The following is a 17,557-nucleotide window of genomic DNA, read 5'->3' on the forward strand; positions in this document are numbered from 1 at the left end:
GGGCTCACCGCGGCCCTGTGCACGGGCGGGCTCGCGGAAGGTCGGCTCCGTGCCCGCGGTGGTGTCACGGACATGGCTGGCTCACAGGATTCAACCAGGTTCGCGAGTCGCCGCGCAGGGGCGTTCAGCAGGTGGGCAGCGACCGGTCAGCGGGCCGCGCGGGAGGAGCGGGACGGGGACGGGGAAGGGGCGGAGGTCGTGTCGGGGACGGGTGCGGCGAGCAGGCTGGTGCCGGTCGCCTCGGGGACGGTGGTCCACGAGGTGAGGGCGAACGGCGGGTTGGTGCTCAGCGGTCGTATCAGCGGGGAGACCGCGGCCGCGCCGGCCATCACCGGTGCGGTCAGTTCCCGCAGCTTCTGCTGTGCGGCGGCCGGGGAGGGCACTCCGGGCAGCAGCGGCGCGGACACCGAGGTGGGCATGGCGGGAGCGCCGCCGAGCAGCGTGCCGGACGACAGCAGCGGGGTGAGCAGGCGGCGGCGCTGCGTGTCGGCGGTACCGGCCGTGCCCGAGCCCGCCGTGCCGGCCGGGGCGACGCTGCCGCCACCGGTGCGGGCGTCGGCGGCCGGGGTGCCGGGGAGCCCCGCGGTGACGCCGCCGAGGGCGACGGCGGCGAGCGAGACCGCGCCGGCGGCGACGAACGCGAACCGCATGCCGCGCGAGGCGGAGCGGTCGCCGTCCGGGCGGCCGACGGGGTGGATGCGGAAGCCCCGGCCGGCGGCCGCGGCCGGGTCGTGCGGGCGGGCCGGGACGTAGCCGAACTCGAAGCGGTCGTCCTGGCTCATGCCGAAGACCCCGCTGTCGGGTCCGCGTCCCGAGGGGTCTCCCCCGCCGAACGGCGAACCTCCGCCGTCCGGGTCGCCGCCCGCGGGCAGCCCCTGCAGGCGGGCCAGGAAGCTCTCGGAGGGCGGCGGCGGGGCGGCCGCCGCGAAGACGCTCTTCAGGGCGCGCTGGGCGTCCGCCTCGGCCTTGCACCGGGCGCAGGTCGCCAGGTGGGCCAGGACGCGCTCACGCGTCTCGTGACCGAGCTCTCCGTCCACCAGGGCGGAGAGTCGGTCTCCCAGGTGCTGCTCGGCGAGCTGTCGCTCGGCCGGTTTCGGTCGTGATCCACTCACGCGGTCGCGCCCCCTCCTCCCAGTGCGGGAACACGGGGCACGAAGGAACGGCGCTCGGCCTTGCGGGCCTCCGGGGAGCGGTGCGCGAGGGCCTTGCGGAGCTGGGAGCGGCCGCGGTGGATACGGGAGCGGACCGTGCCGAGCTTCACGCCGAGGGTCGCGGCGATCTCCTCGTAGGACAGGCCCTCGATGTCGCAGAGCACGACGGCGGCGCGGAACTCGGGCGCGAGGGTGTCCAGGGCCTGCTGGACGTCGGCGTCGAAGTGCGCGTCGTTGAAGGCCTGCGAGGGGGTGGGCTCGCGGCTGGGCAGGCGCTCGGCCGCGTCCTCACCGAGGGCGTCGAAGCGGATGCGCTGCTTGCGGCGGACCATGTCGAGGAACAGGTTGGTGGTGATGCGGTGCAGCCAGCCCTCGAAGGTGCCCGGCGAGTAGGTCGACAGGGAGCGGAAGACGCGGACGAAGACCTCCTGGGTGAGGTCCTCGGCGTCGTGCTGGTTACCGGTCAGTCGGTAGGCCAGGCGGTAGACGCGGCCGCTGTGTGTGCTGACGATCTCCTCCCACGTGGGCGGAGTCCATGCCTGCCCGTCCGCGTCGGTGGAGAAGGTCGCGGTCCGGTCCTCGCCCATGGCGAGCGCGGCGGCGTGGCTTGGGTCAGCAGCGGTGTCGTTCACGGATTTCGGCCTGCCTGCCGATCCGAGAAAGCGCCGCAGCACTCCTCCCCGATCCCCAGGCGCGGCCGCACCTCCCCTGTCGGCTCTGGTGGTGTCCAGTGGAGCCCCTACCATAGCCACCTCGCCCGTTAGCACCGGATAAGCGGTTTTACAAGAATTTGATCTGTGCTGGTACGGCTCATCCAGCTGCGACAGCAGGTGGTCGGCCGCCGTCTCCGCGCCGTGATCCATTCGTGTCCCCCCGCCTTGTCTTCCACCCCTCTAAACGCCCGGTCCCATCTGCGGGTTCCCGACGCCAACGGATACAGTCACGCCCAGGCAACCACGGGGACAGGAGAGGGTCATTACCGGCAACCGGCAGACGAGCTGGGCGTTCGCCGACGCCTTTGTCGCCGAGGACGAAGCACTGCGGTGGGCCCGTGACCGGGCCCGCGGGGCAGGGCTGCGCTCGGTGTCGCCCGGCACGGGCGCCGCGCTGCGCATGCTCGCCGCGTCCGTGGACGCCAAGGCGGTCGCCGAGATCGGCACGGGGTGCGGGGTCTCCGGTATGTATCTGCTGCACGGCATGCGTCCGGACGGCGTGCTGACCACCGTGGATCCGGAGCCGGAGCACCAGCAGTTCGCCCGGCAGGCCTTCCGCGCCTGCGGCTTCGCCAGCAACCGGGCCCGCTTCATCCCCGGCCGGGCCCTCGACGTGCTGCCCCGCCTCGCGGACGCCGGCTACGACCTCGTCTTCTGCGACGGGGACCGCCAGGAGTACTCCGACTACCTCGCTGAATCGTTGCGCCTGCTGCGTCCGGGTGGCCTGGTGGTCTTCGAGGGCGTCTTCGCCAACGGCCGCACCGTCGACTCGGGGCCGCAGCCGACCGAGGTACTGCGGCTGCGCGAGCTGCTGCGCACGGTCCGGGAGAGCCCGGAGCTGGTGCCGTCGCTGCTGCCGGTGGGCGACGGGCTGCTGTGCGCGGTCAAGAGGTAGCCCGCGCGAGCGCGGAGCGGACCCGGGAACAGGTGCGGGTGCGGGTCCGGGTCCGGCTACGGGTCGACACCGCGGAGCCGGGAATACGGCAGCGCCCCGGCACCGCTTAGGATGCCGGGGCGGCCGAAAGGGTATGGTCGCCGACGCCTCAGACGACGACGTTCTTGAGAGCGTCGGCAAGCGCCGCGGCCTCGTCAGGGGTCAGCTCGACGACGAGCCGACCGCCGCCTTCGAGCGGAACGCGCATGACGATGCCCCGCCCCTCCTTGGTCACCTCGAGCGGGCCGTCACCCGTCCGCGGCTTCATGGCCGCCATGCTGGTTCCCCTTCCTGAAAACAGCTCATCGTCTGCCGACGGCCCCCGAGGGCACGCGCGGTCTCTGGCGGGACACGCGACTCCGGCATCGAACACATTGCTTCCAAGCCATTATCCCGCATCTCAGGACCCGATGACCAACATCAGTCGGCATCGCTTGGGCAACGCACGCGAGCAAAACCACCCAATTCGGCGATGTGACTGCGATACTTCGCCACCTCGTGTCCTTACGCCGACCGAGTCGGCTCCGGAATTCTTTGACGCAGGTCACACGCCCGCTCCGGTCCCCCGACGGCGATCTCCGCCATGCTGTCCTTCGGACGCGGACGTACTGAGCGGTACGTCAGCCGCGACGACGCATCCGAACGACGGCGCAGCCGAACGACGACGGACGAGACGACGGAGGGGACGCCCCATGACCGACACCGTGCTCTACGAGGTGGGCGACGGGCTCGCGACGATCACGCTGAACCGCCCCGAGGCGATGAACGCCCTGAACATCGCGACGAAGGTGGCCCTTCGGGAGGCCGCGCAGGAAGCGGCGGCCGACACGGCCGTCCGGGCGATCCTGCTGACCGCCGCCGGGGACCGGGCGTTCTGCGTGGGCCAGGACCTCAAGGAGCACATCACGCTGCTCGCGTCCGACCGGGAGACCGGGGCGGGGCAGACGATGACGACGGTGCGGGAGCACTACAACCCGATCGTGCGGGCGCTGGTGTCGGCGCCGAAGCCGGTCGTCGCCGCCGTGAACGGGGTGGCCGCCGGCGCCGGATTCGGCTTCGCCCTCGCGGCGGACTACCGGGTGGTGGCCGACACGGCCGCTTTCAACACGTCGTTCGCCGGGGTGGCGCTGACCGCGGACTCCGGCGTCTCGTGGACGCTGCCGCGGGTCGTGGGACCGGGCCGCGCCGCCGACCTGCTGCTCTTTCCGCGGAGCATCAGTGCGCAGGACGCGTACGAGCTGGGCATCGCGAACAAGGTGGTGCCTTCGGCCGAGCTGCGGGCCGAGGGCGAGAAGGTGGCCCGGAAGCTGGCCGAAGGGCCGACGGTGGCGTACGCGGCGCTGAAGGAGGCGGTCGCCTACGGGCTCACGCACTCCCTCGACGAGACGCTCGACAAGGAGGACGAGCTGCAGGCTCGGGCCGGGGCGTCGGAGGATCACGGGATCGCCGTGCAGGCGTTCGTGAACAAGGAGAAGCCGAAGTACTTGGGGCGGTGACGGTGGTGGGGAACTGCGGGGCCGGTAGGGGCCGGCCGCGCAGTTCCTCCGCCGGCGCCCCTAAAGGGCGCGTCTGCTCACGCATGTCTCCAAGTGGTCGTCGACCAGCCCGCATGCCTGCATCAAGGCGTAGGCGGTCGTCGGGCCGATGAAGCGCAGGCCGCGCTTCTTCAGGGCCTTGGAGAGGGCCGTGGACTCGGGGGTCACCGCCTGTACGTCGGCGATGGTCTTGGGAGCCGGGTAGGTGCCCGGCGCCGGGGCGTGCGACCAGATCAGTTCGTCCAGCTCGCCCTGCCCCCACTCCGCCAGGATCTTCGCGTTGGCCATCGTCGCGTCGATCTTCGCTCGGTTGCGGATGATGCCGGGGTCGGCCAGCAGGCGTTCGCGGTCCTCGTCGGTGAAGGCGGCCACCTTCTCGATGTGGAAGTCGGCGAAGGCGGCCCGGAAGCCGGGGCGGCGGCGCAGGATCGTGATCCAGGAGAGGCCGGACTGGAAGGCCTCCAGGCTGAGGCGTTCGTAGAGGGCGTCGTCGCCGTGGACCGGGCGGCCCCACTCCTCGTCGTGGTACGCCACGTAGTCCTCGGTGGACAGCGCCCAGGGGCAGCGCAGCCTGCCGTCCGGCCCGGGAACCGCCGCTCCCTCGGTCATGCCGGTCGTCTCGCTCATGGCCGGTCCTCCGGCTCGGGCTTGTCCAGCGACGTGTGCGGGGCGTGCGGGCCGCGCGGTGCGGACTGGGCGCCGGCCAGCGCGGACTCCAGGTCGGCGATCCGGGCGTCGCGCTCCGCGAGCTCGGCGCCGAGGCGGCTGAGCGCGTCGTCGACGTCCGCCATGCGGTAGCCGCGCGGGACTAGCGGGAAGCGGATGCTCTCCACGTCCGCGCGGTTCACCGGGCGGTCCGGGGGCAGCTCGTCCTCGAACCGCTCGGGCGCCACCTCGGGCAGCGGTCCGCTCTCGCCGCCGCTCACCACCGAGAGGGTGACCGCGGCGACCACGACCGCCAGCGCGACGACGAGGAACAGGAACATAACCATCGCGGTGGGCTCCCAGGCTCGATGAAGCTCGGTGCAGCAGCACTCGTTGTGTTCGGTGTGCTCAGCGTGCTCGGTGTCGAATGTGTCTGTGTCCGATCGTGCCATGCGAGTCTGACAGTTAGGGTCGCAGGCGGTCGCACCGAGGGAATTACTACGAGAGGTCACAGGCGATGCTCAGGCTGGGCAGGCGGGAATTCGGGCCGAACGAACCGGTGATCATGGCCATCGTGAACCGGACGCCGGACTCCTTCTACGACCAGGGGGCGACCTTCCGTGACGAGCCGGCCCTCGCGCGCGTGGAGCAGGCGATCGCCGAAGGGGCCGAGATCATCGACATCGGCGGGGTGAAGGCCGGGCCGGGCGAGGAGGTGGACGCCGACGAGGAGGCGCGGCGCATCGTCGGGTTCGTGGCGGAGGTGCGCAGGCGCTTCCCGGACGTCGTGATCAGCGTGGACACCTGGCGGGCGTCGGTCGGGGAGGCCGCCTGCGAGGCCGGGGCGGATCTGCTGAACGACGCGTGGGGCGGGGTCGACCCGGGGCTGGCGGAGGTCGCGGCGCGGTACCGGGTGGGGCTGGTGTGCACGCACGCGGGCGGGGCCGAACCCCGGACGCGGCCGCACCGGGTGACGTACGACGACGTCGTGGCCGACATCCTGCGGGTGACCCTGGGGCTGGCCGAGCGGGCCGTCGCGCTGGGGGTGCCGCGGGAGTCGGTGCTGATCGATCCCGGGCACGACTTCGGCAAGAACACCCGGCACAGCCTGGAGGCGACGCGGCGGCTCGGGGAGATGGTGGAGACGGGGTGGCCGGTGCTGGTCTCCCTGTCCAACAAGGACTTCGTGGGCGAGACCCTGGACCGGCCGCTGAAGGAGCGGGTGATCGGCACGCTGGCGACGACGGCGGTGTCGGCGTGGCTGGGGGCGCAGGTGTACCGGGTGCACGAGGTGGCGGAGACACGGCAGGTGCTGGACATGGTGGCGTCGATCGCCGGGCACCGGCCTCCGGCGGTGGCCCGGCGAGGGCTGGCGTAGCGCCCCGGGGGCTCCGCCCCCGGCCCTCCGTTCTCCTCGTCCGCCCACCACCCGACCCGGTCAGCTGGAAGGACGGGGCCGAGTCGGGTGGGCGGGCGACCGCCGGTGCTAGCGGGCCGCCTCCTTCGAGACGAGGCTCACCGCCTCGTCCACGTCGTCCGTGACGTGGAACAGCAGGAGGTCCTTCTCCGCCGCCTTGCCCTGGGCGACCAGCGTGTTCTTCAGCCAGTCGACGAGGCCGCCCCAGTAGCCGCTGCCGAACAGGACGATCGGGAAGCGGGTGACCTTCTGGGTCTGGACGAGGGTGAGGGCCTCGAAGAGTTCGTCGAGGGTGCCGAGGCCGCCGGGCAGGACCACGAAGCCCTGTGCGTACTTGACGAACATCATCTTCCGCACGAAGAAGTAGCGGAAGTTGAGGCCGATGTCGACGTACGGGTTGAGGCCCTGTTCGAAGGGGAGCTCGATGCCGAGGCCGACCGAGACGCCGCCCGCTTCGAGGGCGCCCTTGTTCGCCGCCTCCATGGCGCCGGGTCCGCCGCCCGTGATGACCGCCCAGCCCGCGTCGACCAGGCCCCGGCCCAGCTTCACACCGGAGTCGTACTCCGGCGAGTCGACCGGCGTCCGCGCCGAGCCGAACACGCTGATCGCGGGCGGCAGTTCGGCGAGCGTGCCGAAGCCCTCGATGAACTCCGACTGGATGCGCAGCACCCGCCAGGGGTCCGTGTGGACCCAGTCGGAGGGGCCGCCCGCGTCCAGCAGGCGCTGGTCCGTCGTGCTCGCGGTCACCTGGCCGCGCCGTCGGAGGACCGGTCCCAGGCGCTGCTCGTCCGGCGGCACCTTTTTCCCCTCGGGGTTCCCGGTAGGCATATGCGCGCTCCCTCCACTTGCAGGTGTATCCGCCCCAGCGTAGATCCGCGCGGGTTACAGGCGCGGGACGTCGGCATGTCGGGTGCGCAGCACCGTCGTGTGGCTCAGCTGGTCAGCCAGGTGCGCAGGCGCTCCTCGCCCGCCAGGATCTTGGCGATTTCCACCCTTTCGTCCCGCTTGTGTGCCAAGTGCGGGTTGCCGGGGCCGTAGTTGACCGCGGGAACGCCGAGCGACGAGAAGCGGGAGACGTCGGTCCAGCCGTACTTGGGCATCGGCGTGCCGCCGACCGCCTCGATGAAGGCGGCCGCGGCCGGGTGGGAGAGGCCGGGCAGCGCGCCGGGGCTGTGGTCGTCGACCACGAACTCCTCGACCCCGCAGCCGTCGAAGACCTCGCGGACGTGGGCGACGGCCTCGGCCTCGGAACGGTCCGGGGCGTACCGGAAGTTGACGGTGACCACGCACTCGTCGGGGATGACGTTGCCGGCGACCCCGCCCGAGATGCCGACCGCGTTCAGGCCCTCGCGGTACTCCAGGCCGTCGATGACCGGGCAGCGCGGCTCGTAGGCGGCGAGGCGGGCCAGGATCGGGGCGGCCGCGTGGATCGCGTTGGAGCCCATCCAGGAGCGCGCCGAGTGGGCCCGCTCGCCCGAGGTCTTCAGCAGGACGCGCAGGGTGCCCTGGCAGCCGCCCTCGACCTCGCCGTTCGAGGGCTCCAGCAGCACCGCGAAGTCGCCGGCCAGCCACTCGGGGCGGGCCTCGGCGATGTGCTTGAGGCCGTTGAGGTCGGCGGCGACCTCCTCGTTGTCGTAGAAGACGAAGGTCAGGTCGCGGTTGGGGGCCGGGACGGTGGCCGCGATGCGCAGCTGGACCGCGACGCCCGACTTCATGTCGCAGGTGCCGCAGCCCCAGAGCACGCCGTCCGGGTCGAGGCGGGAGGGCACGTTCTCCGCGATCGGGACGGTGTCGATGTGGCCGGCCAGGATCACGCGCTCGGAGCGGCCGAGGCCGGTGCGGGCGATCACGTTGTTGCCGTACCGGTCGACCGTCAGGTGCGGCAGGGCGCGCAGCGCGCTCTCGATCGCGTCCGCGAGCGGCTTCTCGGTGCCGCTCTCGGAGGGGAGGTCGACGAGCTGCGCGGTGAGCGCGGCGGCGTCCAGCGTGAGGTCAAGCGAGGTGTCGGCCATGACCTCGACCCTAGCGCGCGCGATACCGCGGTCTGGTTCACAGGCTTCCGGACCCGGGGGTGAGCGGCTCGTACTCTCCAGTATGTTGTACGGGTGCCAGAGCCGTCCCCCATCCGCCCCAAGCGTCGCGGCCGTGTCCTGCGTTTCGTGTCGGGCCTGCTCATCCTGTGCGCCGTCGCGGCCTACCTGGTGGTCCAGTACGTCACCGGCGGCGGTGGCGCCGAGGGCTGCAAGGTCGTCTCGGGCCGAAGCGACGCCGAGTCGTACCAGTTCACGCCCGAGCAGGCGGTGAACGCGGCGACCATCGCCGCCGTCGGCACCGGCCGCGGCATGCCCGAACGGGCCGTGGCCATCGCGCTGGCGACCGCGATCCAGGAGTCGGGGCTGCTCAACATCAAGCACGGCGACCGGGATTCGCTGGGCCTGTTCCAGCAGCGGCCCTCGCAGGGCTGGGGCACCGAGAAGCAGATCCTGGACCCGGCGTACGCGGCGGGCATGTTCTACGCCCACCTGGCCAAGGTGCGCGACTACGAGACGCTGCCGCTGACGGTGGCCGCGCAGCGCGTGCAGCGCAGCGGGTACCCGGAGGCGTACGCCAAGCACGAGACCGACGCCACGCTGCTCGCGGCGGCCCTGACCGGGCAGGCGGCGGCCACCCTGACCTGCGACGGGCGCCCGGCGGCCAGGACCGCCACGGCGGCCGCGCCGACGGGTCCGGACGCGGTGCGGACCGCGCTCGTGCGGGACTTCGGGCGGGACGCGGTCGAGGAGGCCGGCGCCGAGGTGAGCCAGTCGGCCACGCCGACCCCCACCCCGAGCGTGACCGCCACGGCGCACGGGCGGACCGTGACGGTGCCGGTGCCGGAGGGGAAGAAGACCGACAAGTCGGGGCGCACCGAGAGCGAGCGGGGCTGGCAGCTGGCGCACTGGGCGGTGGCCAACTCGTCGGCGCTGCACATCGAGCGGGTGTCGTACGCGGGCCGGGAGTGGGCCGCCGGGAGCACGGACAGCCAGTGGCAGCCGGCGGCCGGTACGCAGGGCGCGAGCGGTGCGGAGAAGTCCGCGGGCTCGGTGCGGATCGTGACCGGGCAGTAGTTCGGGGGTTCCCTCCGGCGGGTCAGCCGGGACACGCCGCACGCGTGGTGTGCTCACGTTTTCGCACGGTCACTCGCGCACGCGCGAAATCCCTTGGGAGCGCTACGCGGTAAGGATTCTGCGGGAGTGCCGACAGTGTGCCGTTTGCCCGTTTTTCTCCACACCCGATAATGCGATGCGTTATCAACTCTTTACCTTGGGCCTCCGCAACCTTCGCGGGCTTCGAGCGGTAGTCACGGCGATCACGTTCCCTCCCGTCGAATGGAGCATCATGTCCCTGCCTCTGACCCGCCGGATCGCCCGTGCCGCGCTGCTCGTCGCAGCGGGAGCGGCAGCCGGGGTCGGTGCGGCCGGCTCCGCCGGCGCGGCCCCGAGTCTGCCGGCCGCCACCCCGAACCTCGGCGGCCTGACCGCCCTGGACGGGGCGAGCGTCGGCAACACCGCCGACGCGGCGGCGCAGACCGTCACCGGGACCGTCGGCCGCGCCGGTGGCGCGGCGATCGAGTCGGCGGTGCCCGCCGCGGGCCAGACCGGCGGCAAGGCCGTCAAGAAGGCGGCGCCGGTGGTGCAGCACACCGCGGGCGACGCGGCGGGCTCCGCCGGTGGGCTGCTGGGTGAGACGGCGTCCACCGCGACGAAGGGTGGGCTGCCGACGAGTGGGCTGCCGGTGAAGGGGCTGCCGCTCGGGTGAGTGGGTCAGCCGCTTGCCGTGAAGGGGCCCGGGGTTTCCCCCGGGCCCCTTCACGTCGTGCTTCGGCTGTGGGCCGGTGGGGGCTGGTCGCGCAGTTCCCCGCGCCCCTTGAGGGGCGCCACAGCCAGGGTGCGTATCAGGAAAGCCGCTCCACAGCGGCTCGCACGCGTTCGTCCGTCGCCGTCAGGGCCACGCGTACGAACTTCTCGCCGGCCTCGCCGTAGAAGTCGCCCGGTGCGACGAGGATGCCCAGGTCGGCCAGGTGGGAGACCGTCTGCCAGCAGGACTCGTCCCGTGTCGCCCACAGGTAGAGGCTCGCCTCGCTGTGTTCGATGCGGAAGCCGTGGGACAGGAGGGCCGCCCGGAGGGCCGTACGGCGGGCCGCGTACCGCTCGCGCTGCTCCTGGACGTGGGTGTCGTCGGAGAGGGCCGCCACCACCGCCGCCTGCGTCGGGGCCGACGTCATCATGCCGCCGTGCTTGCGGATCTCCAGGAGGGGGCCGAGGACCGCCGGGTCGCCGGCCAGGAAGGCCGCGCGGTAGCCGGCCAGGTTGGAGCGCTTGGAGAGCGAGTGGACGGCCACGATGCCGTCGTACGAGCCGCCGTTGACGTCCCGGTGCAGGACCGAGACCGGGTCGGCCTCCCAGCCCAGTTCGAGGTAGCACTCGTCGGAGAAGAGCAGGATGCCGTGGGCGCGGGCCCAGGCGACGATCTCCGTGAGCTCCCGCTTGGAGAGGACCTTGCCGGTCGGGTTGGACGGGGAGTTCAGCCAGAGGAGCTTCAGGCCGGCCGGGTCCAGGTCGCGCGGGTCGTCGTAGACCTCGTAGTCGGCGCGGGCGAGGCGGGCGCCGACCTCGTAGGTGGGGTACGCCAGGCGCGGGTGGGCGACGCGGTCGCCGGGGCCGAGGCCCAGCTGGGTGGGGAGCCAGGCGACGAGTTCCTTGGAGCCGACGATCGGCAGGACGTGGCGGTGGGTGACGTCCCGGGCGCCGAGGCGGCGGGTGACCCAGGCGGTGATCGCGTCGCGCAGCGCCGGGGTGCCCCAGACCGTGGGGTAGCCGGGCGAGTCGGCCGCGTCGATCAGCGCCTTCTGGATCAGGTCGGGGACCGGGTCCACCGGGGTGCCGACCGACAGGTCGACGATGCCGTCCGGGTGTGCCGCTGCCGTCTTCTTGTACGGTTCCAGCTTGTCCCAGGGGAAGGTGGGCAGACGGTCGGAGACTGCGGACACGGTTCCTTGCTCACTTTCTTCGGTACGGCCGGTACTTCCTCGGTACGACCGGTACGGCAAACGCCTCGGCCCCGTACGGCGCTGATCGGGCGTGATCAGGCCGCACGGGACCGAGGCGGCACGGTGTTGCGGCGGGCCGCCGGTGCGGACTACCCGGCCTGCGGGGGCAGCGCGGCGATGAACGGGTGGTCGCGCTCGATCAGGCCCAGCTTGCTGGCGCCGCCCGGGGAACCGAGGTCGTCGAAGAACTCGACGTTGGCCTTGTAGTAGTCCTTCCACTCCTCCGGAGTGTCGTCCTCGTAGAAGATCGCCTCGACCGGGCAGACCGGCTCACAGGCTCCGCAGTCGACGCATTCGTCCGGGTGGATGTACAAGGACCGCTGGCCCTCGTAGATGCAGTCGACCGGGCACTCCTCGATGCACGCCTTGTCCTTCACGTCGACACAAGGCTGCGCGATGACGTAGGTCACGCTGTCGTTCCTCCTCGATTGGGCGCTGGCGGGCCTCCGTAGGCTCCGCCGCCTGGCGCGCTGGAGCGCGGCGTCGTCGATGCCCGCCCCTAGTATCTCCGTTCCTGGGCATGATCCGAACAGGAGGGGTGAACTGACCAGTGGAAATCTCTGCCGCAGGACGCTTCGAGGTCCGTATCACCGCTGCTGACGTGGGCAAACGGGTATCGGTGCGCCGTTTGGCCGGAAATGGTGTCACCACGGAGAAGTTCACCGACACGGTGGGTGTTCTCACATCATGGGACGACGACGGCATGCTGACGATCACACGGCGGGACGGCGAAACCGTCCGGATACCGGAGTCCGTGCTGGTGGCGGGGAAGGTGGTGCCGGCCGCTCCGGCGCGCCGCCGGGGGCCCGCCGCGACGTATCCCGAACTCGCGCGTGTCGCCTCGCGCGGATGGCGGCCGGTGGAGAGCGAGCGGCTCGGCGAGTGGGAGCTGCGGGCGGCCGCGGGGTTCACCCGGCGGGCCAACAGCGTGCTGCCGCTCGGTGATCCCGGGCTGCCGCTGGACGCGGCGCTGACAGCCGTGCGGCGGTGGTACGGGGAGCGGGGGCTGCCCGCGTACGTGCAGACCGCGACCGGCGCCGAGGGTACGCAGGAGCTGCTCTGCGCGGAGCTGGAGCGGCGCGGCTGGGTGCGTGAGGTGAGCGCCGAGGTGTGGACCGGGGCGCTGGCGCCGGTGGCGGACCGGGTGGAGGGTGCCGGTGTGGTGCTCGCCCGGGAGGCCGGCGAGGACTGGCTGGCGCGCTACCAGCGCAAAGGGGTGAGCGAGGTTGCGCTGAAGGTGCTGGGGGGCGGGCCGTCGGTGTGGTTCGCGACCGTTCCCGCCGAGACCCCGGGAGGCGCCCCCGCGGCCATCGGGCGGCTGGTGGTGGACGGCCGGTGGGCCGGGTTCGCCGCCGTCGAGGTGGATCCGGCGCTGCGGCGGCGGGGGCTGGCCACCGAGGTGATGGCCGCGCTCGCGCGCCGGGCGCTGGAGGAGGGCGCGTCGGCGGCCTGGCTGCAGGTCGAGACGGACAACGAGGGGGCGCGGGCGCTGTACGGGCGGCTGGGCTTCGCGGCGCACCACGCGTACCACCACTACCGGGCGCCGGGGGCGGACGGCTCCTGAATCCTGGAGCCGGGGCGGTACCGATCATTCCGAAGGGGCACGAGAGAGCTATGGCTTCCGGTCAGCCGCATCCACGTCCGCCGTCGTCGGCGCGGGCCGCCGAGGTACGGGGGCGGTTCGCCGCGGAGGCACGGTCCGAGCGGCCCGATCTGGCGGCGCTGTGCCTGCTGCTGTGCGCGGCGGCCGACGGCTCGCTGGACGAGACCGGGATCGACGCGGCGCAGCTGGAACTGGACCGGCTGGCCGGGCAGCTGCCGTACCGGCCGGGCGGGCCGCACGCGTGGGCCACCGCGGCGCACCGGGTCCTCGGCGAACGGTTCGGTTTCCGGGGCACCGCCGCGGACTACCAGCGGCTGGACTCCTCGCTGCTGCACGAGGTGCTGCGGCGGCGGCGCGGGCTGCCGATCCTGCTGTCCGTGGTGTGGCTGGAGGTCACCCGGCGGGCGGGGGCGCCGGTGTACGGGGTCGCGCTGCCGGGGCACTTCGTGGTCGGGTTCGGGGCGGTCGAGGAGCAGGTGCTGGCCGATCCGTTCGACGGGGGGCGGGTGCTGACCGGGTCGGACGCGGAGCTGCTGGTGGTGGGGGCCGCGGGGGTGCCGCTGGAGCCGGCGATGCTGGAGCCGGCCGATCCCCTGGACGTCGTACGGCGGATCCTGAACAACGTACGGGCGTGGGCGGCGGCCCGCCCGGAGCGGTCGGACGTGGGGCTGTGGGCGGTCGACCTGTCCCTGCTGCTGCCGTCGCATCCGGCGCGGCTGCGGTACGAACGGGCGCGGTTGCTGGTGGAGCGGGGCGAGTTCGTCGACGGGGCCGAGGAGTTGGAGAAGTACGCCGGGTTGATCGACGTGGTCGACGAGGGAGCGGCGGAGAAGGTACGGGGGGAGGCCCGAGCGGCGCGGGCTCGTCTCAACTGAGCGGGTTCGCGGGTGTTCTGAGGGCTCTTGGGCGATCCCGAGGGCTCCCCTACAGCCAGCCCTTCTCCCGCGCGATCCGCACCGCTTCCGCCCTGTTGCGTACCGCCAGCTTCTGGATCGCCGTCGAGAGGTAGTTCCGTACCGTCCCCTGGGAGAGGTGCAGCGCTGCCGCCAGTTCCGCGTTGGTGGAGCCGTCGGCCGCCGCGCGGAGGACCTCGCGCTCGCGGTCGGTCAGGGGGTTGGCGCCCTCGGCGAGGGCCGCTGCCGCGAGGGTGGGGTCGATGACGCGTTCGCCGGCGAGGACCTTGCGGACGGCCTCGGCGAGCTGGGCGGCGGGGGCATCCTTGACGAGGAACGCGTCGGCGCCGGCCTCCATCGCGCTGCGCAGGTAGCCGGGGCGGCCGAAGGTGGTGAGGACGACCAGTTTGACCGCGGGCAGCGCCTCGTGGAGCCGGGCCGCCGCCTCGATGCCCGTGCAGCCCGGCATCTCGATGTCGAGCAGGGCGACGTCGATGTCGTGCTGCCGGGCCGTCGGCAGCACCTCGTCGCCGCGGGCGACCTGGGCCACGACCTCGATGTCGTCCTCCAGGCCCAGCAGGGCGGCCAGCGCCTCGCGGACCATCGACTGGTCCTCGGCGAGGAGGACCTTGATCGTGCTGCTCATGCCCCGGATCCTACGGCCATGCCGGAGCCCAGCGGGACCCGGGCGACCAGCCGGAAACCGCGCTTCAGGCGGCCTGCCTCCAGCGTGCCGCCCGCCTTCTCCAGCCGCTCGGTGAGCCCGGTGAGCCCGTTGCCGGGGCCCTTGCCCGAGCCGCCCGAACCGTTGTCCTCGACGGCGAGTTCGAGGACCGGGCCGTCCAGGGTCTGACGGCGCAGCAGCTCGACCGTGCAGACGCTCGCGCCGCTGTGCCGTACGACGTTGGTGATCGCCTCCCGCAGCGCCCACGCGAGGGCCGCCTCGCCGTCCTCGGGTACGCCGGCCAGGTCGGGGTCGGCCGGGACCTCGGCGGTGACCGCGGCGGCGGTCAGGGCGACCTGAGCGCCCGCCAGTTCGGCGGCGAGCCGGGGCCGCCGGTAGCCGGTGACCGCCTCGCGGACGTCCACCAGGGCCTGGCGGCTGACCTGTTCGATGTCGGAGACCTGCTGGGCCGCCTTGTCGGGCTGGCCGGGGAGCATCCGGCCGGCCAGCTCGCTCTTCAGGGTGATCAGGGAGAGGGAGTGGCCCAGCAGGTCGTGCAGGTCGCGGGCGAGGCGCAACCGCTCCTCGTTGGCGGCCAGTTGGGCGACGGTGGCACGGGCCTTGCGCAACTCGATGGTGGTGGCGACGAGTTGCCGGACGCCGGTCATGGAGAAGCCGACCAGCAGCACCACCACGAACAGCCCCCAGGCCTCGTCCATTTCGTGGACGTACCAGCCCGCCAGCAGCATGACGGCGGTGGTCAGCGGGATGGTCCAGTAGGCGATCCGCAGCGGGAAGGTCACCCCGCACATCACGGAGACGTACACGAACAGGCCGAACCAGGAGCCGCCGAGGCCGAAGGCCAGCGTGACCGCGAGCACCCCCTCCACGACGATCGCGGCGGTGACGACCCAGCCGCGGTAGGGCCGGCCCATGGAGCGGAAGACGATGGCGAGGTAGATCCCGACGAAGGCCGTCAGGCCCGCCCAGCCGGCCGCCGTGGCCGCGGTGGTGTGGTCGCCGGAGGCCAGGTCCTGCGCCGGGGAGGCCAGGAAGACCAGCCAGGGCAGGACCCACACCAGCTTGCGCATCGCCTCGCTCCGGGTGCGGGGCGGCCGGCCGATGCGCACCAGCCGGTCCGCCCGGGCTTCGTCCTCGGACCGCAGGTCTTCCGTCATCATGCTCACGCCTTCAGCGTGTCCTTCCGGTACAGCCAGGCCGCGCCGCCCACGAAGAGGGCGAAGAAGACGACGAGGATGGCGATGTCCTGGGCTTTCGGGGCCTGGCTCTGCTCGATGGCCCGCCCCAGGGCAGCGTACGCGTGCGTGGGCAGCCACTTCGCGATGTCCTGGAGCCAGGTCGGGAAGGAGGAGGACGGCCACCACAGGCCGCCGAGGATCGACAGGCCGAAGTAGGTGATCATCGTGATCGGGCGGACCGCGTCACCGCTCGCCAGATAGCCGATGGCGACGCCGAGCGCGGCGAAGACCAGGCTGCCGGCCCAGATCGCGCCGGTGAGCGCGAACCACTGCCAGGCGTCGAGGCGTACGTGCTTCACCGAGGCGGCGACCAGGAAGACCACCACGATGGACGGGAGGCTGACCACGGCCGCGCTGGCGGTCTTGGCGAGGACGTAACCGCGGCCGGGCAGGGTGGTCAGCCGCAGCTGCCGTACCCAGCCGCTCTCGCGTTCCTTGGCGATGCGCTCGCTGTTGCCCATCAGGACGGCGGTGAGGGCGCCGAAGGAGGCCATGGAGACCATGACGTAGGCGGCGACGGACAGCCCGGAGTTGTCGACGGTCTCGCCGGTTGCGCCCTGGCTGGCGACCAGCAGGAAGATGATCGAGGGGTAGATCACCGAGAAGAACAGGAACTTGCGGTTGCGCAGGGCGCGGGCGAGCTCCAGCTTGATGAGGGCGTTCATGACTGCGTGGCCTCCTTGGCGTCCTTGGCCTCTTCGGCCTCCGTGATGGCGACGAACGCCTGCTCCAGGCCGAGCCCGGCGACTTCGAGGTTGTGGGGGTATACGCCCAGGCCGTAGAGGGCGTGGACGGTGGCGTCGGCGTCGGACGACTGCATGCGGATCGTCTGGCCGGAAATGTCCACGGCGGTGAGGAAGGGCAGCGCCCGCAGCGGTGCCTCGTCGATCCCGCCCTCCAGGTCGAAGGAGATCCGCCGGGCCCCCGCCTTCGCCTTGATCTCGGCGGCCGTCCCGTCGGCCAGCAGCCGGCCGCGGTGCAGCACCAGCACCCGGTCAGCGATGGCGTCGGCCTCTTCGAGGTAGTGGGTGGCGAAGAGGACCGTCCGCCCCTGGTCGGCCTGTTCGCGCATGGTGGCCCAGAAGGCCTGGCGGGCGGAGACGTCCATGCCGGTGGTCGGCTCGTCCAGGACGATCAGGTCGCTGTCGCCGGCGGTGGCGAGGGCGAAGCGGACGCGCTGGGACTGGCCGCCGGAGAGCTTGTTGACCTTGCGGTCGGCGATCTGCGAGATGCCCGCGCGGGCGAGGACGTCGGTGACCTTGTAGGGCTTCGGGTGCAGGTCGCAGGCGAGCTTGACCAGTTCCCGGACGGTGACCTCGTCCATCAGGCCGCCGCTCTGCAGCATCGCGCCCACGCGTCCGGCGACGATGGCCTCGCGCGGGCTCAGGCCGAACACGCTGACCGTGCCGGCGTCGGCCTGCTTGAGGCCGAGCAGCAGGTCGAGCGTGGTCGACTTGCCCGCGCCGTTGGGCCCGAGCAGGGCCACGGTCTCCCCCGGGTGCAGCCGCAGCGAGAGCCCGTCGACGGCCCGCACGTTCCCGTAGGTCTTGCTCACTTGGTCGAACCCGACCACCACCGGGGTCCCGGTGGCCGTCGTCGCCGCTGTCGTTGTCATGCCTCCATGCTGGCGGCGAGCCCCTGGCCGGGGGCAGTG

The 17,557-nt window shown here is 72.4% G+C and carries 20 protein-coding genes; 7 read left to right on the forward strand and 13 right to left on the reverse strand.

Annotated elements, in window-relative coordinates; genetic code table 11:
* Window positions 1–146 precede the first annotated feature (146 nt).
* Window positions 147–1,112, reverse strand: coding sequence for a zf-HC2 domain-containing protein (locus ACFZB3_RS33345; RefSeq protein ID WP_391382002.1), 966 nt, complete (start codon window positions 1,110–1,112; stop codon window positions 147–149).
* Window positions 1,109–1,825 carry an RNA polymerase sigma factor SigE gene (gene sigE / locus ACFZB3_RS33350; RefSeq protein WP_089098938.1) on the reverse strand — a complete coding sequence of 239 codons (717 nt, stop codon included), beginning with the start codon at window positions 1,823–1,825 and terminating at the stop codon, window positions 1,109–1,111. Before sigE ends, ACFZB3_RS33345 begins: the two co-directional genes overlap by 4 nt.
* A 235-nt stretch (window positions 1,826–2,060) precedes the next feature.
* Here sigE and ACFZB3_RS33355 point away from each other — a divergent pair, with 235 nt between their 5' ends.
* Entirely contained in the window at window positions 2,061–2,759 is a 699-nt protein-coding gene (locus tag ACFZB3_RS33355) for a class I SAM-dependent methyltransferase (protein ID WP_391382177.1), read from the forward strand.
* Between the two features lie 148 nt (window positions 2,760–2,907).
* On the opposite strand, the gene ACFZB3_RS33360 is transcribed toward ACFZB3_RS33355, so the two are convergent.
* On the reverse strand, window positions 2,908–3,075 hold the full coding sequence (locus ACFZB3_RS33360) for a DUF3117 domain-containing protein (RefSeq protein WP_004950282.1): 168 nt from the start codon (window positions 3,073–3,075) through the stop codon (window positions 2,908–2,910).
* Between the two features lie 415 nt (window positions 3,076–3,490).
* On the opposite strand from ACFZB3_RS33360, the gene ACFZB3_RS33365 reads away from it, so the two are divergent.
* Window positions 3,491–4,294: an enoyl-CoA hydratase-related protein gene (locus tag ACFZB3_RS33365; RefSeq protein ID WP_391382005.1), complete on the forward strand. Its 804-nt coding sequence runs from the start codon at window positions 3,491–3,493 to the stop codon at window positions 4,292–4,294.
* 60 nt (window positions 4,295–4,354) lie between these two features.
* On the opposite strand, the gene ACFZB3_RS33370 is transcribed toward ACFZB3_RS33365, so the two are convergent.
* Window positions 4,355–4,942: a DNA-3-methyladenine glycosylase I gene (locus ACFZB3_RS33370; RefSeq protein ID WP_391382179.1), complete on the reverse strand. Its 588-nt coding sequence runs from the start codon at window positions 4,940–4,942 to the stop codon at window positions 4,355–4,357.
* 14 nt (window positions 4,943–4,956) lie between these two features.
* Window positions 4,957–5,325, reverse strand: a complete 369-nt coding sequence (locus ACFZB3_RS33375; RefSeq protein ID WP_391382008.1) for a DivIVA domain-containing protein — start codon at window positions 5,323–5,325, stop codon at window positions 4,957–4,959.
* Between the two features lie 170 nt (window positions 5,326–5,495).
* On the opposite strand from ACFZB3_RS33375, the gene folP reads away from it, so the two are divergent.
* A complete protein-coding gene (gene folP, locus ACFZB3_RS33380; protein ID WP_391382010.1) occupies window positions 5,496–6,356 on the forward strand; it encodes a dihydropteroate synthase in 861 nt (286 codons plus the stop codon).
* A 108-nt stretch (window positions 6,357–6,464) separates the two neighbouring features.
* Here the strand turns inward: folP and ACFZB3_RS33385 are convergent, their stop codons facing one another.
* Together ACFZB3_RS33385 and dapE are read right to left on the reverse strand one after the other, a co-directional pair.
* Window positions 6,465–7,223 (reverse strand): TIGR00730 family Rossman fold protein, encoded by a 759-nt coding sequence (locus ACFZB3_RS33385; RefSeq protein ID WP_391382012.1) that lies wholly within the window; start codon window positions 7,221–7,223, stop codon window positions 6,465–6,467.
* Between the two features lie 104 nt (window positions 7,224–7,327).
* Window positions 7,328–8,407, reverse strand: coding sequence for a succinyl-diaminopimelate desuccinylase (gene dapE / locus ACFZB3_RS33390; protein WP_391382014.1), 1,080 nt, complete (start codon window positions 8,405–8,407; stop codon window positions 7,328–7,330).
* A gap of 93 nt (window positions 8,408–8,500) precedes the next feature.
* On the opposite strand from dapE, the gene ACFZB3_RS33395 reads away from it, so the two are divergent.
* Complete coding sequence (locus ACFZB3_RS33395) at window positions 8,501–9,502, forward strand: heavy metal transporter (protein ID WP_391382016.1); 1,002 nt, start codon at window positions 8,501–8,503, stop codon at window positions 9,500–9,502.
* A 271-nt stretch (window positions 9,503–9,773) separates the two neighbouring features.
* Window positions 9,774–10,193, forward strand: a complete 420-nt coding sequence (locus ACFZB3_RS33400; protein ID WP_391382018.1) for an ATP-binding protein — start codon at window positions 9,774–9,776, stop codon at window positions 10,191–10,193.
* 136 nt (window positions 10,194–10,329) lie between these two features.
* Here the strand turns inward: ACFZB3_RS33400 and ACFZB3_RS33405 are convergent, their stop codons facing one another.
* Both ACFZB3_RS33405 and fdxA read right to left on the reverse strand, forming a co-directional pair.
* The gene (locus ACFZB3_RS33405) at window positions 10,330–11,424 is read right to left on the reverse strand and encodes a bifunctional succinyldiaminopimelate transaminase/glutamate-prephenate aminotransferase (protein WP_391382020.1); all 1,095 of its coding nucleotides are present in this window, start codon (window positions 11,422–11,424) and stop codon (window positions 10,330–10,332) included.
* A gap of 149 nt (window positions 11,425–11,573) precedes the next feature.
* The gene (gene fdxA / locus ACFZB3_RS33410; RefSeq protein ID WP_352092847.1) at window positions 11,574–11,894 is read right to left on the reverse strand and encodes a ferredoxin; all 321 of its coding nucleotides are present in this window, start codon (window positions 11,892–11,894) and stop codon (window positions 11,574–11,576) included.
* A gap of 140 nt (window positions 11,895–12,034) precedes the next feature.
* Between fdxA and ACFZB3_RS33415 the strand changes: the two genes are divergently transcribed.
* Entirely contained in the window at window positions 12,035–13,048 is a 1,014-nt protein-coding gene (locus ACFZB3_RS33415; protein ID WP_391382022.1) for a GNAT family N-acetyltransferase, read from the forward strand.
* A gap of 50 nt (window positions 13,049–13,098) precedes the next feature.
* Entirely contained in the window at window positions 13,099–13,962 is an 864-nt protein-coding gene (locus ACFZB3_RS33420; RefSeq protein ID WP_391382024.1) for a tetratricopeptide repeat protein, read from the forward strand.
* 49 nt (window positions 13,963–14,011) lie between these two features.
* On the opposite strand, the gene ACFZB3_RS33425 is transcribed toward ACFZB3_RS33420, so the two are convergent.
* From ACFZB3_RS33425 to ACFZB3_RS33440, 4 genes are read right to left on the reverse strand one after another with little or no spacing between them, the layout of a single operon-like run.
* A complete protein-coding gene (locus ACFZB3_RS33425) occupies window positions 14,012–14,626 on the reverse strand; it encodes a response regulator (protein ID WP_391382026.1) in 615 nt (204 codons plus the stop codon).
* Complete coding sequence (locus ACFZB3_RS33430) at window positions 14,623–15,822, reverse strand: histidine kinase (protein WP_391382181.1); 1,200 nt, start codon at window positions 15,820–15,822, stop codon at window positions 14,623–14,625. Before ACFZB3_RS33430 ends, ACFZB3_RS33425 begins: the two co-directional genes overlap by 4 nt.
* Before the next feature lie 5 nt (window positions 15,823–15,827).
* Entirely contained in the window at window positions 15,828–16,568 is a 741-nt protein-coding gene (locus tag ACFZB3_RS33435) for an ABC transporter permease (RefSeq protein ID WP_391382029.1), read from the reverse strand.
* Window positions 16,565–17,518 (reverse strand): ATP-binding cassette domain-containing protein, encoded by a 954-nt coding sequence (locus tag ACFZB3_RS33440; RefSeq protein ID WP_391382031.1) that lies wholly within the window; start codon window positions 17,516–17,518, stop codon window positions 16,565–16,567. The genes ACFZB3_RS33435 and ACFZB3_RS33440 overlap by 4 nt, the downstream gene beginning before the upstream one ends.
* Window positions 17,519–17,557: the final 39 nt, after the last annotated feature.

It is taken from the genome of Streptomyces sp. NPDC008092, from assembly GCF_042957285.1.
Taxonomy (GTDB): domain Bacteria; phylum Actinomycetota; class Actinomycetes; order Streptomycetales; family Streptomycetaceae; genus Streptomyces.